Here is a 14,599-nt window from a genome sequence, read left to right as displayed (position 1 = left end):
CAGGATCACGTTGACCTGGGTGCCACCTGCCCCCGAGGGTTGCCTGTATGCGCCACCGATCAGCACCTCCCTGGATATGCCACGTCCTCCTCACCCTTGAGGAGCCTCCGTGCAGGGAGTGCTGACCGGCTTCGCGGTCATCGCGGTGGTGATCGGGGTCGGCTATCTCATCGGTCTGCGGGGCTACCTCGGCGACCAGGGCCGGGAGGTCCTGACCAAGCTCGCCTTCCATGTCGCCTCCCCCGCCCTGCTGTTCACCACGCTGGCCCGGGCCGACCTGTCGGTGATCTTCTCCAGCCGCCTGCTGGTGACCGCGCTCAGCACGGCAGCGGCGGCGGGCGTCTTCGTCGCGGTGGGTGTCGTACGGGGCTGGGGGCTGGGCCGTACGACGATCGGCGCGCTGTGCTCGTCCTACGTCAACTCGGGCAACCTCGGCATCCCGATCGCGGTGTACGTCCTCGGGGATGCCTCGCTGGTGGCGCCGGTGCTGCTGTTCCAGCTGGTGGGAGTGACTCCGCTCGCGCTGACGGTCCTGGACCTGGCGTCGGGCGAGGGGGAGAAGCGCCCGCTGTGGCGGAGACTGCTGACCCCGCTCCGTAATCCGATCGCGGTGGGCTCGCTGGCCGGCGTGGCGGTATCGGCGGCCGGTCTGAAGGTCCCGGCCCCTGTCATGGACCCCCTGACCCTGATCGGCGGTATGTCGGTCCCGGCCGTCCTCCTCGCCTTCGGCATCTCCCTGTGCGGCAGCACCCTGCCCGGCCGGGGTCCGGACCGGCAGCTCGTCCTGCTCTCGGTCGCGCTGAAGTCGGTGGGACAGCCAGCTGCGGCCTGGGCGCTGGCGGCCGGGGTCTTCGGCCTGCACGGGGCGCAACTCCTCGACGTGGTGGTGACCTCGGCCCTGCCGGCCGCGCAGAACCTCTACACGTACGCCTCCACCTACGGCGTGGGCGAACGCTTGGCCCGGGACTCGATCCTGGTGTCGACGGTGTTGTCGGTGCCGGTGTTGGTGGCGGTGGCGGCGTTGTTGGGGTGACCAGGTGTCAACTGAGAGGGAAGATGCCCGTGTCCAGGTCCAACTTGAACGGTGAGGGCAACGTGAGCCTCTCGCCGTACTCCACCGAGACAAGGACGCGGTACGTACCGTTTTGCGGCTCTCCGTAAAGCGTCGCCGTGGGGCGCCCCGACTGCCAGGCATCCAGGAGGAGGTAGAGCGGCACTCCCGCCACGGCGTAGCCGTGGGCTTTCTTGATGCGGTCATGGTTCGCATTGCTCTTGGACGTGACCTCGACAACGAGTTCGGCCTCGCCGGCATGCACGCGTGTTCCACGGCGCAAGGCGGTCCTCGGCACCACGCACAGGTCCGGAACGAACAGGCCACCCGTCTCCGGGCACGTCAGTCCGAGCGTCTGATAGATGCCCCAGTTGCAGTCCGGAGGCAGCGCCCCGTACAGGCGTTCATGGAGCAGCTCAGCAGTGTCGTTGTGTTCTTCGGACGGCGGCGGCGACACGGTGACGATCCCTTCGACGATCTCCACCTTGCTGCCCTCAGGAGCGTCCGTCTCTTCCCAGACCCGGACGATCTCGTCCCAGCCCGTGCCCTCAGGGGCCCCGGACTCGGCGGCGAGTGCGCTCATGGCGGTCTCCAATCGGTCGTCACCGATCCCAGCATGCCGAACGGGACCGGTGGCGGTCCACCGATCCCGTTCACCCGAATGAGGAACCCGCAGGTCAGGCGATGCGTTCCAGCACCACCGGCGACGCCGTGAAGGCCGTACCCGTCGCCCCGATGTCGTAGGAACCCTCGATCGACTCCAGTGCGTACTCGAAGCGCTCCGGGGTGTCGGTGTGGAGGGTCAGGAGGGGCTGGCCCTCCGTCACCGTGTCGCCGGGCTTGGCGTGCAGTTCGACGCCCGCGCCCGCCTGGACCGGGTCCTCCTTGCGGGCACGCCCCGCGCCGAGGCGCCAGGCGGCGACGCCTATGCCGTAGGCGTCGAGGCGGGTCAGGACGCCCGAGGCGGACGCCTTGATCACGTGCTGCTCGCGGGCCACGGGCAGCTCCGCGTCCGGGTCGCCGCCCTGCGCCGCGATCATCCGGCGCCAGACGTCCATCGCGGAGCCGTCGGCCAGGGCCTTCGCGGGGTCGGCGTCGCGCACGCCCGCCGCGTCGAGCATCTCGCGGGCCAGCGCGAGGGTCAGCTCCACCACGTCCGACGGGCCGCCGCCGGCCAGGACCTCGATCGACTCGCGGACTTCGAGGGCGTTGCCGGCCGTGAGGCCGAGCGGGGTCGACATGTCCGTCAGGAGCGCGACCGTCTTCACGCCGTGGTCCGTGCCCAGGCCCACCATGGTGGACGCCAGCTCACGCGCGTCCTCGATGGTCTTCATGAACGCGCCGGTGCCGGCCTTCACGTCCAGGACCAGCGAGCCGGTCCCCTCCGCGATCTTCTTCGACATGATGGAGGAGGCGATCAGGGGGATCGCCTCGACCGTGCCGGTGACGTCGCGCAGGGCGTACAGCTTCTTGTCGGCGGGAGCCAGGCCGTCGCCCGCCGCGCAGATGACCGCCCCGGTGGTGTCGAGGACGTTCAGCATCTCCTCGTTCGACAGCAGCGCGCGCCAGCCCGGGATCGACTCCAGCTTGTCGAGCGTGCCGCCGGTGTGGCCGAGACCGCGGCCCGAGAGCTGCGGCACGGCCGCGCCGCAGGCCGCCACCAGGGGCGCCAGCGGGAGGGTGATCTTGTCGCCGACGCCGCCCGTGGAGTGCTTGTCGGCCGTCGGGCGGGACAGGGACGAGAAGTCCATGCGCTCGCCCGAGGCGATCATCGCGGCGGTCCAGCGGGCGATCTCACGGCGGTTCATGCCGTTGAGCAGGATCGCCATCGCAAGCGCGGACATCTGCTCGTCGGCGACCTCCCCGCGGGTGTACGCGTCGATGACCCAGTCGATCTGCTCGTCGCTGAGTTCACCGCGGTCGCGCTTGGTGCGGATGACGGAGATGGCGTCCATGGCCATGCAGGGCTTTCCTTCCGGGAATTACTTGGTGAGATGCCCCGGCCCGAAGGCCTGCGGCAGCATCTCCGACAGCGGCAGGATGCCCGCCGGGGTCTCCAGGAGCAGGTCCGGGCCGCCGAACTCGTACAGCAGCTGACGGCAGCGGCCGCAGGGGACGAGGATCTCGCCCCGGCCGTCCACGCACGTGAAGTGCGTGAGACGGCCGCCGCCCGTGTTCTGCAGCTCCGAGACCAGACCGCACTCGGCGCACAGGCCGAGGCCGTAGGAGGCGTTCTCGACGTTGCAGCCGGTGACGGTACGGCCGTCGTCGACCAGGGCGGCCACGCCGACCGGGTAGCCGGAGTACGGGGCGTACGCCCGGGACATGGCGTCCCGGGCCCGCTCGCGCAGCGACTCCCAGTCGATGTCGGACCGGGCGGTCACTTGCCCTGGCCCTTCCGGTAGCGCATGCCGTCCGCCTTGGGCATCCGCAGGCGCTGCGCGGACAGCGACAGCACCAGCAGCGTGACGACGTACGGGGTGGCGCCCACGAAGTCGCTCGGGACCTCGTCGGTGACCAGGTACCAGACCAGGACGCCCGCGGCCACCATGAGGCTGATGCCGCCCTGCCAGTGCGCCTTCTTGTACAGCTTCCAGCCGCCCATCGCCAGGAGCAGCACGAACAGCAGGAGCAGCAGCGCGTGGACGGTCTCGCCGCCGTTGCGCAGCTGGAGCGCGTCGGAGTAGCCGAACAGGCCCGCGCCCATGGCGAGTCCGCCGGGCCGCCAGTTGCCGAAGATCATGGCGGCGAGGCCGATGTAGCCGCGGCCGCCGGTCTGGCCCTCCAGGTACGTGTGCGAGGTGACCAGGGCCAGGAAGGCGCCGCCGAGTCCGGCGAGGCCGCCGGAGATCGCCACGGCCATGTACTTGTACTTGTAGACGTTGACGCCGAGGGACTCGGCGGCGATCGGGTTCTCGCCGCAGGAGCGCAGCCGCAGACCGAACGCGGTGCGCCACAGCACCCACCAGCTGCCGACGAACAGCACGACCACCAGGACCGTCACGATGGACAGGTTGGTGAACAGGCCGCCGAGGATGCCCGCGATGTCGGAGATCAGGAACCAGTGGTGGTTCTCGACGGAGTGCAGCCCGCTGGAGATGCCCGGGACGTCGAAGCTGGGCAGTGTGTCCACGGGCGGGGACTGCTTGGGGTTGCCGCCCGCTTCCTCCGCCTTGCCGTCCACGAAGAAGAGCTTGGCGAGGTACTGGGTGGTGCCGAGCGCGAGGAGGTTGATCGCGACACCGGAGACGATGTGGTCGACGCCGAAGGTGACGGTCGCGACCGCGTGCAGCAGACCGCCCACGACGCCGAAGCCGACGCCGCACAGCAGGCCGAGCCAGGGGCTGGACTGCCAGCCGATCCAGCCGGCGCCGAAGGTGCCGAGGATCATCATGCCCTCGAGGCCGATGTTGACCACGCCGGACCGCTCGGACCACAGACCGGCGAGGCCCGCGAGGCCGATCGGCACGGCGAGACTGAGCGCCGCCGAGACCTGGCCCTCGGAGGTGAGCTGGTCGGAGCCGGAGATCACGCGGACCGCGGCGACGAGCAGCAGCGCACCGGCGACGATCATGAGGATCTGGCCGAGCGAGCGGCCCGACCGGGTGGCGGTGTCCGCCTTGGGTGCCGCGGGGGGCGGCGTGTGGGTCGTCGTGGCAGTCATCACGCCACCTCCTGCTTCTGGGTCGGGGCTGCGGCCTGGGCGGCGAGCTCGGCGCCGACCCGCTGCTGCTGGCGCTTGAGCCCGTAACGGCGTACGACTTCGTAGGCGATGACGACGGACAGGACGATGACGCCCTGGATCACGCCGAGGATCTCCTTGTCGTAGCCCTCGAACTCCAGGTGGTTGGTGGTGCGCTCGAGGAAGCCCCACAGCAGCGCGCCCAGCGCGATGCCGACCGGGTTGTTCCGGCCGAGCAGGGCGATGGCGATACCGGTGAAGCCGATGCCCACGGGGAAGTCGTTGCTGAACTGGTGGCTGTCGTTGAGCAGGGTCGGCATGCCGATCAGGCCGGCCACCGCGCCCGAGATGAGCATGCTGGTGGCGATCATCTTCTTCACCGAGACACCGCTCGCGGCGGCGGCGCTCTCGGACTGGCCGACGGTGCGCAGGTCGAAGCCGAAGCGGGTGCGGCCGAGGACGAACCAGTACGCGATGCCGACGAGCACGGCGATGACGATGAAGCCCCACAGCTCGCCCGCGGCGCCGGTGTCGATCTGGAAGAAGTACGAGGACGACGGCAGCGGTTTGGTGGAGACGACCGTGCCGCCGGCCTGGAGCTCGGCGAGCTTTCCGGGCTGGAGCAGGTAGGCGATGATCGCGGTGGCGATCGCGTTGAGCATGATCGTCGAGATGACCTCGCTGACGCCGCGGGTCACCTTGAGGATGCCCGCGATGCCCGCCCACACGGCGCCGGTGCCCATGGCGCACAGGATGATCAGCGGGATGGAGATCCAGCCGGGCGTGGTCAGCGCCCCGCCGAGGACGGCGGCGAAGAACGCGGCGATGCGGTACTGGCCGTCGACGCCGATGTTGAACAGGTTCATGCGGAAGCCGATGGCCACCGCGACACCCGCGAGGTAGTACGTCGTCGCCTTGTTGAGGATGTAGACCTGGCTGTCGCTGGCGGAGCCGTAGGTCAGCATGTCGCTGAAGGCGGCGCCCGGGTTCTTGCCGGTGGCGAGGATCACCAGGGTGGTGACGACGACCGCGGCGACGACCGCGAGCAGCGGGGCCGCGATGCCGAGGAGCAGCCGCTCCCTGTCGATGCGTTGGGTCAGCTTGTTCATCGGGCGTCGTCCTCGTGGTCCGCTGCGGAGTCCGCTGCGTGCTCCAGGTGGCCGGTGGCGGCACCGGTCATGGCGGAGCCCAGCTCCTCGGGGGTGATGGTGGCGGGGTCGGCGTCGGCGACCAGTCGGCCGCGGTACATCACCCGCAGGGTGTCGGACAGGCCGATGAGCTCGTCCAGGTCGGCGGAGATCAGCAGCACGGCCAGGCCCTCGCGGCGGGCCTCGCGGATGTGGTCCCAGATCGCGGCCTGCGCGCCGACGTCCACGCCACGGGTGGGGTGGGCGGCGATGAGCAGCTTGGGCGCGTGGCTCATCTCGCGGCCGACGATCAGCTTCTGCTGGTTGCCGCCGGACAGGGAGGCGGCGGTGACGTCGATGCCGGGGGTGCGGACGTCGTACGCCGTGATGATGCGCTCGGTGTCGGTGCGGGCGGCCTTGATGTCGAGCAGCTGGCCGCGGGAGTTGGGCTTCTCGGTGACGTGGCCGAGGATGCGGTTCTCCCACAGCGGGGCCTCGAGGAGCAGGCCGTGGCGGTGGCGGTCCTCGGGGATGTAGCCGACGCCGGCCTCGCGGCGGTGGCGGGTGGGGAGGTGGGAGATGTCGGTGCCGTCGAGGGTGACCGTGCCGGAGTCGGGGTCGCGGATGCCCATGATGGCCTCGACCAGTTCGGACTGGCCGTTGCCCTCCACGCCGGCGATCCCGAGGACCTCGCCCTTGTGGATGGTGAAGGAGATGTCGTCGAGGATGATCCGCTCGATGCCGTCGAGGTCGGTCTGGGCCAGGCGCAGGCCGTCCAGCTTCAGCAGCGGGACGTCGGTGACCGTGGACTCCTCGGTCTCCGGCGTGGGCAGTTCGCTGCCCACCATCAGCTCGGCGAGCTGCTTGGGGGTCGTACCGGCGGGCTCGACCGTGCCGACGGTGGTGCCGCGCCGGATGACGGTGATCTCGTCGGCCACCGACAGGACCTCGCCGAGCTTGTGCGAGATGAAGATGACGGTGAGGCCCTCGGCCTTGAGCTCGCGCAGGTTGTCGAAGAGGGAGTCGACCTCCTGCGGGACGAGGACCGCGGTGGGCTCGTCGAGGATCAGGGTCTTGGCGCCGCGGTAGAGGACCTTGAGGATCTCCACGCGCTGGCGGTCGGCGACGCCGAGCTCCTCGAGCAGCACGTCCGGCCGGACGTTCAGGCTGTACGCGTCGGAGATCTCCCTGATCTTCGCGCGGGCCTTGGCGCCGATGCCGTACAGCTTCTCCGCGCCCAGGACGACGTTCTCCAGGACGGTGAGGTTGTCGGCGAGCATGAAGTGCTGGTGGACCATGCCGATGCCACGGGCGATGGCGTCGGCGGGGGTGTGGAAGGTGACCGTCTCGCCGTTCACCGTGATGGTGCCCTCGTCCGGCTGCTGCATGCCGTAGAGGATCTTCATCAGGGTGGACTTGCCGGCACCGTTCTCACCGCACAGGGCGTGCACGGTGCCCGTGCGGACGGTGATGTCGATGTCCTTGTTGGCGACGACGCCGGGGAATCGCTTGGTGATGCCGCGCAGTTCGACGGCAGCGGGAGGGCTGGACGCGTTGATGGCGCACTCTCCTCGGGGAAAAGGGGCTGCGTAGGGGAGGGCAGGCGTCGGCGACGCTGGGGCCTGTCCGGGGGACCATGCCGGTGTCACGGGGGCACGTGCGCAGACAAGGTACCGCTGCTTGGTGCCGGCCTGATCCGCCGGACGGGCCTTGGCGCGGCTACTCCGTGCTACACGCGTAGAGTCGCCACATTGTTATGGCTCGGCGAGGGGGTTGTCGAGGCCCCTTCGCCGAGCCCGGGTTCCGGCGGGAACCGTCAGGTCAGCTGGTCTTGACCTTGACGGTGCCGTCGACGATCTTCTTCTTCGCGGCGTCCAGCTGCGGCTGGATGTCGTCGATGAAGCCACCGCTGGTGGCCAGGCTGACGCCGCCCTTCTCGAGCGAGTACACCTGGTTGCCGGTGAGCGGCTTGCCGTCCTTGACGGACTTGATGAAGTCGTAGACGCCGACGTCGACGTTCTTGACCATCGAGGTGAGGATCGAGTTCTTGTACTTGCTCAGACCCGCGATGTTGTACTGGTCCGAGTCCACGCCGATGGCCCAGGCGCCCTTGACGCCGGAGACGGCCTCGATCGAGCCGTTGCCGGAGGAGCCGGCCGCGGCGTAGATCACGTCGGCGCCGCCGTCGAGCATGCCGGACGCGGCCTCCTTGCCCTTGTCGGGGCTGGCGAAGCCGGAGAAGTCCGAGCCGTGGGTCAGGTACTGGACGTCGACCTTGACCTTGGGGTTGGTGTCCTTGACGCCCTGGGCGTAGCCCGCCTCGAACTTCTTGATCAGCGGGGTGTCCACGCCGCCGATGAAGCCGACGTGGTTCTTCTTGGTCTTCAGCGCCGCGGCGACACCGGCCAGGTAGGAACCCTGCTCCTCGGTGAAGGTGATGCTGTCCACGTTCTTGGCCTTCGCGACCGCGTCGATGAGGCCGAAGTTGACCTTCGGGTACTTGGCGGCGACCTTGTCGACCGAGGTGGCGTAGGAGAAGCCGATGGCGACGATCGGGTTGTAGCCGGCGTCGGCGAGGTCGGTCAGGCGCTGCTCGCGGTCGGCCTCCGTGTCGGAGCTCTTGGCGGTGAGCTCCTTGATGGAGCCGCCGAACTCCTTCTCGGCCTTGTCGGCACCGCGCGCGGCGGAGTCGTTGAAGGAACGGTCACCACGGCCGCCGACGTCGTAGGCGAGACCGATCTTGATACCGCCCTTGCCGCTGCCGGCGGAGGCGGACGAGGAGCTGTCGTCCTCGGAGGAGGTGCTGCCACAGGCTGTGGCAGTCAGTGCGAGAGCTGCGGTGGCGATACACGCAGCGGAAAGCTTGGCTACCCGGCGCACGGGAGGCTCCTTCACCTGACCTGAGCGCCTTGTCGGCGCTTCATGTGAGCACCATGCCAGTGCCCGGGCCTGTACGCCCCTGCGGCGTTGGCTTCGCGGCATCGTAACGCGCGTAGATGTCGGAAACAGACCTCTTCCGAAGCCGTTATCGATTCGAGGCAAACAGCGTCTGAACTCAGACTCTTCCTGCCTCGCACACCGGGATTTCGATGTGCGCACGATTGGCTTACGGCCATGTTGCGCCGCTCGGCGGAACGGCCCCCGAGGGGCCGTTCCGTCACGCTCGGGTCACTGAGCGGCATCCAGCAGGGCCGCCGCCGTGAACATCTCCACGCCTACGGTGATGGCGGACTCGTCGGCGTCGAAGTCGCCCTGGTGCAGGTCGCGCACGGTCCGCTCGCCCGGCGTGCGCACCCCGAGGCGGGCCATGGCGCCGGGGACGCGCTGCAGGTACCAGGAGAAGTCCTCGCCGCCGAGGCTCTGCTCGGTGCTCTCGACGGAGTCGGCGCCGCGCCGGGCGGTCATGGCCTCGCGGATCAGCTCGGTGACGTCCCCGTCGTTGACGACGGGCGGCACGCCCCGTACGTAGTTGATCTCGGACTTGGCCCCGTGCAGATTGGCGACCTCGTCGATGGCGGCGACCACGATGTCCGGGGCCTGCTGCCAGGTGTCGAGGTCGAGGCAGCGCACGGTCCCGGAGAGCTCGGCGTGCTGCGGGATGACGTTCGGGGCGTGCCCCGACTCGATCCGGCCCCAGGTCACGGCGAGCCCGGCCCGCGTGTCCACCCGTCGTCCGACGAGGGCGGGCACGTCGGTGACGACGCGGGCGGCGGCGGTGACGAGGTCGGTAGTGAGGTGCGGCCGGGCGGTGTGCCCGCCGGGCCCGTCGAGGGAGATCTCCAGCCGGTCGCAGGCGGAGGTGATCGCACCGGTCCTGAGCCCGATCTTTCCGGCGTCGACCCGGGGGTCGCAGTGCACGGCGAGCATCTTCCCGACGCCCTCCAGCACCCCGCACTCGATGGCGTCGGCGGCACCGCCGGGCAGCACTTCCTCGGCGGGCTGGAAGATCAGCCGCACGGGCCGCGGCAGCAGCCCCCGCTGGTGCAGGTCGGCGAGGACGAGCCCGGCGCCGAGCACGACGGTCGTGTGCACATCGTGTCCACAGGCATGCGCCCGATCGGGCACGGTCGACCGGTACGAGCACTCGGTCTTCATGTCCGGGATGGGCAGGCCGTCGATGTCGGCGCGCAGGGCAAGCATGGGCCTTTCGCCGTCCCACTCCCCGATGTCACAGACGAGACCGGTCCCCACGGCGAGCACCCGGGGCTTGAGCCCGGCCCGCTCCAGTCGCTCCTTGATCGCCGCGGTGGTTCGGAACTCCTGATTGCCGAGCTCCGGGTGCATGTGCAAGTCGCGCCGGAAGTGGACCAGTTCGGCGTGCAGCGCGTCGCTCAGCACGCCGGGAAGCACGGCTTCCCCGGGCAGATCGACCTCGGACTCCAGTGACATCAGTTGCTTCACCCTCTAAAGGGTAGGACGCCGGGGCGACCAACCGACCCGCGATCAACAAAACTTCAACCCGCCGTGGGAAGAAAATCTGGTCGCTCGACGCATGGATGTGATTTGAGATGGGTAGGAACCATCTTTCCCACACATACCATGCCGGGCTTGCGTCCGGTGGTTCTGTTTCATCTGTCGAAACAGGATCGGGATGAGGTTGGGGCAGGTCCGGGTCATCACGGCGAGGCGCGGCCGGGCCACGTCGGGTGATCGACGGTGGTGGAGACCGTCGTGGACGACGGACAGGCGGCCTGCGACTGCCGCGAGCCCCGACCGAGGGCGACGGAGGTCGCCCCCTGTGCTTGCGGTCACCCTTCGCGCTCAAGGGGACCGCCTCCCACCCCATCCCGGTTCCCCATCCGCTCGCCGCCACACCACCCGGCGCGCATGCGAACCGCGACCGCGCCCCGCGGACCCCGGCCCGCGACGCGGCCGACCTCGGGCCTCGCCCACCCGTCCCCCGTGCCGGAGTGAGCCGTGTCACGGGTGGCCCGGAGGGTCATCGGCGCCGACAGAAGCGGGCGGCCCCACGGTCACCCCTCAAGCCGCGCCCAGCTCACACCACACGAACTTCCCCCGGTTGCCGTGCCGGGCCAAGGGCTGCCAGCCCCACACATCGGCACAGGCCTTGACCAGCGCGAGCCCCCGCCCCTCCTCCACCTCGCCCATGGCGCTCAGCTCACCGGGCGGCTCAGGAGGCCCAGGGTCCGCATCCCACGCCCCGATCCGCAGCACCCCGGCCGACCAGCGCACCCGCAGTGCGGCCGGCCCCTTTGTATGGCGTACGGCATTGGAGACCAGCTCGGCCGCGAGAAGCTCGGCGGTGTCGGTCAGGCGGATCAGGCCGTGCATCGTGAGGATGAGCCGGAGGGTGCGGCGAGCGACGGTGACGGCTCGGACGTCGTTCGGGATGCACAGGGTGTACACCCAGGGGTCGTTTTCGGGCATGGCTCGACTCCAGCTCTCCAGGGGGCTTCGGGCGGTGGCAGTGCCGCAGCCGTCGTGGCAGGACGGGGCGGTGCGCTTCCGGGATCCCGGCTATTCCGCAGCGTGTGCGTCGCGTCACCGACGGTAGACCTTAGATTTAAGGAACAGCAAGCCGGTCGCGTAACCTGACCCCGAACGAGTCGTGCACAGAAGTACGTTGAACCGAAGGGTGGTCGATGGGGACCAAGCGCGAGCCCACAGCACGCCAGATGCGCTTGGCGGTCGAGTTGCGCAGGCTCCGCGAGGCAGCAGGCCTCAGCGCCCGCGAGGCAGCGGCGTTGCTCGGAGTGAACTCCGTCCAGATCAGCCAGATCGAGTCGGGTGTCTCAGGAGTGAGCGAGAAACGCCTGCGCCGCCTCGCCGCCCACTACTCCAGCTCGGACAGCGAGCTGATCGACGCCCTGGTCTCCATGGCGACCGACCGGACTCGGGGCTGGTGGGAGGAGTACCGGGGGCATCTGCCCACACCGTTCCTCGATCTCGCCGAGTTGGAACATCACGCAGCCTCCCTCCGGGAGGCCCAGTTCCTGTACATTCCCGGCCCGCTCCAGACAGAGGACTACGCCCGCGCCGTATACGCCTACAGGGTCCCCGAACTTCCTCGCGAAGAGCTCGAGTTGCGCGTCCAGCACCGCATGCGGCGCAAGGTGACCCTTGAAGGCTCCACCCCCAAGCCATACAAAGCCATCATCCACGAGGCAGCACTGCGCATCATGGTCAGCAACCGCGCTGCTTCACTAGCTCAACTCTCCCGCGTTCTTCAGCTCTCCGAAGCGGACCACATCACCGTGCGGGTCATCCCCTTCGGCCTGGAGCACTTCGCTGGTGCCGCGAGCGCCATGACGTATGCGGAAGGAGCCGTACCCAGGCTGGACACCGTCGTACGGGATGGCCCCCACGGCGCGACCTTCATCGATTCCGAAGCCCAACTCGGCGCCTTTCGAACGCTCTTCCGTAAAGTGGAGTCCGTGTCGCTTGACCCGGAGCGGTCGCGCGACTTCATCCACAGGCTGGCGAAAGAGCTGTGAGGCACCCCATGGACACCCCCGACAACTGGCGGAAGTCGTCCTACTCAGGTCCTGGCGACGGCGACTCCTGCGTCGAGATAGCAAACTCACCCACTCACATAGCCGTCCGCGACTCCAAGACCCCGGCCGGCGCCAACCTCACCTTCCCGACCGGAGTCTTCACAGCCTTCCTCGAAGCCCTCAAGACACCGCACCCCGCCGCCCGATGACCGCCGTGACTCAGTGGAACAAGTCGTCCTACTCCGGCGGCGGCGACGGCAACGCCTGCGTGGAGATCTCAACCCACCCCACCTACATAGCCGTCCGCGACTCCAAGACCCCGACCAGGGCAACCCTCACCTTCCCGCCCAACACCTTCACCGCCTTCCTCGAAGCCCTCAAGTCCCCGCACCCCGCCGCCCGCTGACGCCCAGGCAAACTCCACGCGGCGCTCCGTAACTTCCCACCCGCCGCCCCGAGACCCCCCGCTAGGGTGCAGCAAGTGAACGCCGAGACCCCCGACTTCATACGGGCCACCCGAACCGCGTACGACACGATCGCCGAGCCCTACAGCGAGCAGTTCTCGGACTGGACCGGCATCCCCACGCTGGATAGAGCCCAGATCACCGGCTTCGCGGAGTTGGTGAAGGAGCAGAGCAAGGGCCCGGTGGCCGACATCGGCAGCGGCCCGGGACACGTGACCGCGGCGCTCCACGACCTCGGCGTCCGGGTCTTCGGCGTGGACGTCTCCCCGAAGATGGTCGAACTGGCCCGCAGAGCCCACCCCAACCTCCGCTTCCACGTGGGCTCCATGACGTCGCTGGACCTGCCGTCGGAAACCCTGGGCGGCATCACCGCGCTGTACTCAATCATCCACGTCCCCGACGACCACCTTCCGAGGGCCTTCGCAGAGTTCCACCGCGTCCTCGCCCCCGGCGCCCACGCCCTGATCGGCTTCCAGTACGAGCCCGGCGGCACCCACATGCACCTGGACGAACGCTTCGGCCACAAGATCTCCCTCGACTACTGGTTGCGCGCCCCGGAGGCGGTCGTCGAGCCCCTCATCGTGGCCGGCTTCCAGGTGATCCTCCGGGTCCTCAGGGAGCCCCTCGGCGAGGAAAAGCTGGCCCGCGCATACCTGGTGGCGCAGAAACCGGCGTAGGCCAGCATCAGTTGAGCGACAGGCCGGAGCCCGCCAGGGCCACCGGAACGAAGATCCGCTCGGGCGCTAACCTCCGACGCATGGCTCAATCCCCGCACTCCCTGCAGCTCATCACGCGCCTCGTTGACGGACGCATCTGCGCCTACGACCTGGCTGCCGATGCCAGGGGCGTGCTGTCGCCCACGTTGGTCTTCCGGCCGTCTCCCGAGGACGATGTCGTTGACCACGCCGTTGCCGCCGATCTCCAGCACGCCTACTACACGACCCTCCACGCGGCTGTGCGCGTGACGGCAGATGGGGTGGAGGTCTGGCGGTCGCAGTTCGAACCGCAGTCGGACCAGCAACACGGACACCTGCCCAGCTGCGTGCTGTCGTGGGACGACCGCGTGGTGTGGGTCTACCGGCCCGACGCCATGGCCGGCCGTAACCGCCCCGACCAGTGGGTCGCCTTGGACGCCGAGGCCGGAACGGTCATCGCGCAGGCGGATCTCCAGACAGTCGGGCACGGCGGACAGCAACTGCGGCACCCGGCGAATGATCAGGTCCTCCTCGACGTGGGCGAAGGGCAGGACGGCTCGGTCATCTACCGTGCCTCGCTGACCGGGGACCGGATGGACCTCTTCTGCTATCCCTGGAGCGACCGTTGCCTCATCGGCCTGTCGCCCGACGGACACCACTTCATGACCGTTCACCACGAGCAGGCCGACATCGCCATCCACACCTACCCCGACGGCGAGGTGACGTTCGCCCTCTCCGCCGACGCCTTCGGACACGACCCGGACGAGACCTACGTGGAATGGAGTGGCGGGTACCTGAGTCCGGACACGGTCATCGTCACCCTCGTCGGCGAAACCGAGGACGAGCAGGAGTGGTTCCGTCACTACCGCCTCGATGTGCGCTCGGGCCGAGTCCGGACCGAGTTCGACGCGCACTCTGCCAATCCCTACGACATCCAGCCCCTTGGCGACAGAACCTGGCTCACCACAGATCCCTCCGGCCACCCGAACCGCTGGACCGACTCATAGAAGTCGTGGGTCACGAAGGCTTCAAGATTCTGCTGCGGGCTGCCAAGAAAGGCGCAGGTAAGTAAGATCCAATCTACGTAAGAATGGATCTACGTTAGACGCGTGATCGTGCGGTCGA

15 protein-coding genes are annotated in these 14,599 nt (G+C 68.9%); 6 read left to right on the top strand and 9 right to left on the bottom strand.

What is annotated here, in order from left to right:
* Window positions 1-109 precede the first annotated feature (109 nt).
* Window positions 110-1,033, top strand: coding sequence for an AEC family transporter (locus ACGFWE_RS18205; RefSeq protein ID WP_352389041.1), 924 nt, complete (start codon window positions 110-112; stop codon window positions 1,031-1,033).
* 7 nt (window positions 1,034-1,040) lie between these two features.
* Here ACGFWE_RS18205 and ACGFWE_RS18200 read toward each other — a convergent pair whose 3' ends face one another.
* The 9 genes from ACGFWE_RS18200 to ACGFWE_RS18160 form a co-directional block, all read right to left on the bottom strand.
* A complete protein-coding gene (locus ACGFWE_RS18200) occupies window positions 1,041-1,634 on the bottom strand; it encodes a Uma2 family endonuclease (protein WP_352389042.1) in 594 nt (197 codons plus the stop codon).
* Window positions 1,635-1,728: 94 nt separating this feature from the next.
* Window positions 1,729-3,006, bottom strand: a complete 1,278-nt coding sequence (locus tag ACGFWE_RS18195) for a thymidine phosphorylase (RefSeq protein ID WP_393600796.1) — start codon at window positions 3,004-3,006, stop codon at window positions 1,729-1,731.
* 27 nt (window positions 3,007-3,033) lie between these two features.
* Entirely contained in the window at window positions 3,034-3,435 is a 402-nt protein-coding gene (locus tag ACGFWE_RS18190) for a cytidine deaminase (protein WP_352389043.1), read from the bottom strand.
* Window positions 3,432-4,715 carry an ABC transporter permease gene (locus ACGFWE_RS18185; protein WP_352389044.1) on the bottom strand — a complete coding sequence of 428 codons (1,284 nt, stop codon included), beginning with the start codon at window positions 4,713-4,715 and terminating at the stop codon, window positions 3,432-3,434. Before ACGFWE_RS18185 ends, ACGFWE_RS18190 begins: the two co-directional genes overlap by 4 nt.
* Window positions 4,715-5,842, bottom strand: coding sequence for an ABC transporter permease (locus ACGFWE_RS18180; protein ID WP_393600458.1), 1,128 nt, complete (start codon window positions 5,840-5,842; stop codon window positions 4,715-4,717). Before ACGFWE_RS18180 ends, ACGFWE_RS18185 begins: the two co-directional genes overlap by 1 nt.
* Complete coding sequence (locus ACGFWE_RS18175; protein ID WP_393600794.1) at window positions 5,839-7,386, bottom strand: ABC transporter ATP-binding protein; 1,548 nt, start codon at window positions 7,384-7,386, stop codon at window positions 5,839-5,841. The genes ACGFWE_RS18180 and ACGFWE_RS18175 overlap by 4 nt, the downstream gene beginning before the upstream one ends.
* Before the next feature lie 295 nt (window positions 7,387-7,681).
* Entirely contained in the window at window positions 7,682-8,740 is a 1,059-nt protein-coding gene (locus tag ACGFWE_RS18170) for a BMP family ABC transporter substrate-binding protein (RefSeq protein ID WP_352389046.1), read from the bottom strand.
* A gap of 288 nt (window positions 8,741-9,028) precedes the next feature.
* Window positions 9,029-10,249, bottom strand: coding sequence for a M20 family metallopeptidase (locus tag ACGFWE_RS18165; protein WP_352389272.1), 1,221 nt, complete (start codon window positions 10,247-10,249; stop codon window positions 9,029-9,031).
* A gap of 591 nt (window positions 10,250-10,840) precedes the next feature.
* Complete coding sequence (locus tag ACGFWE_RS18160) at window positions 10,841-11,248, bottom strand: ATP-binding protein (RefSeq protein ID WP_393600457.1); 408 nt, start codon at window positions 11,246-11,248, stop codon at window positions 10,841-10,843.
* A 215-nt stretch (window positions 11,249-11,463) separates the two neighbouring features.
* Here ACGFWE_RS18160 and ACGFWE_RS18155 point away from each other — a divergent pair, with 215 nt between their 5' ends.
* From ACGFWE_RS18155 to ACGFWE_RS18135, 5 genes are all read left to right on the top strand, one after another.
* Window positions 11,464-12,315, top strand: a complete 852-nt coding sequence (locus tag ACGFWE_RS18155; RefSeq protein WP_393600456.1) for a helix-turn-helix domain-containing protein — start codon at window positions 11,464-11,466, stop codon at window positions 12,313-12,315.
* 8 nt (window positions 12,316-12,323) lie between these two features.
* Entirely contained in the window at window positions 12,324-12,524 is a 201-nt protein-coding gene (locus tag ACGFWE_RS18150) for a DUF397 domain-containing protein (protein ID WP_393600455.1), read from the top strand.
* On the top strand, window positions 12,521-12,721 hold the full coding sequence (locus ACGFWE_RS18145; RefSeq protein WP_393600454.1) for a DUF397 domain-containing protein: 201 nt from the start codon (window positions 12,521-12,523) through the stop codon (window positions 12,719-12,721). Before ACGFWE_RS18150 ends, ACGFWE_RS18145 begins: the two co-directional genes overlap by 4 nt.
* Before the next feature lie 75 nt (window positions 12,722-12,796).
* On the top strand, window positions 12,797-13,456 hold the full coding sequence (locus ACGFWE_RS18140; RefSeq protein WP_393600453.1) for a class I SAM-dependent methyltransferase: 660 nt from the start codon (window positions 12,797-12,799) through the stop codon (window positions 13,454-13,456).
* 80 nt (window positions 13,457-13,536) lie between these two features.
* Entirely contained in the window at window positions 13,537-14,481 is a 945-nt protein-coding gene (locus ACGFWE_RS18135; protein ID WP_393600452.1) for a hypothetical protein, read from the top strand.
* Window positions 14,482-14,599 lie beyond the last annotated feature (118 nt).

Source organism: Streptomyces sp. NPDC048523 (genome assembly GCF_043199815.1).
GTDB lineage: Bacteria > Actinomycetota > Actinomycetes > Streptomycetales > Streptomycetaceae > Streptomyces.
This window is presented reverse-complemented; position numbering and strand designations above follow the sequence as displayed.

Excerpts from the sequence above, each read along its gene's own strand:
- ACGFWE_RS18135 (WP_393600452.1), top strand. The coding sequence starts at position 13,537 with ATGGCTCAATCCCCGCACTCCCTGCAGCTCATCACGCGCCTCGTTGAC.
- ACGFWE_RS18150 (WP_393600455.1), top strand. The coding sequence starts at position 12,324 with ATGGACACCCCCGACAACTGGCGGAAGTCGTCCTACTCAGGTCCTGGC.
- ACGFWE_RS18200 (WP_352389042.1), bottom strand. The coding sequence starts at position 1,634 with ATGAGCGCACTCGCCGCCGAGTCCGGGGCCCCTGAGGGCACGGGCTGG.
- ACGFWE_RS18195 (WP_393600796.1), bottom strand. The coding sequence starts at position 3,006 with ATGGACGCCATCTCCGTCATCCGCACCAAGCGCGACCGCGGTGAACTC.
- ACGFWE_RS18165 (WP_352389272.1), bottom strand. The coding sequence starts at position 10,249 with ATGTCACTGGAGTCCGAGGTCGATCTGCCCGGGGAAGCCGTGCTTCCC.
- ACGFWE_RS18145 (WP_393600454.1), top strand. The coding sequence starts at position 12,521 with ATGACCGCCGTGACTCAGTGGAACAAGTCGTCCTACTCCGGCGGCGGC.
- ACGFWE_RS18185 (WP_352389044.1), bottom strand. The coding sequence starts at position 4,715 with ATGACTGCCACGACGACCCACACGCCGCCCCCCGCGGCACCCAAGGCG.
- ACGFWE_RS18180 (WP_393600458.1), bottom strand. The coding sequence starts at position 5,842 with ATGAACAAGCTGACCCAACGCATCGACAGGGAGCGGCTGCTCCTCGGC.
- ACGFWE_RS18155 (WP_393600456.1), top strand. The coding sequence starts at position 11,464 with ATGGGGACCAAGCGCGAGCCCACAGCACGCCAGATGCGCTTGGCGGTC.
- ACGFWE_RS18160 (WP_393600457.1), bottom strand. The coding sequence starts at position 11,248 with ATGCCCGAAAACGACCCCTGGGTGTACACCCTGTGCATCCCGAACGAC.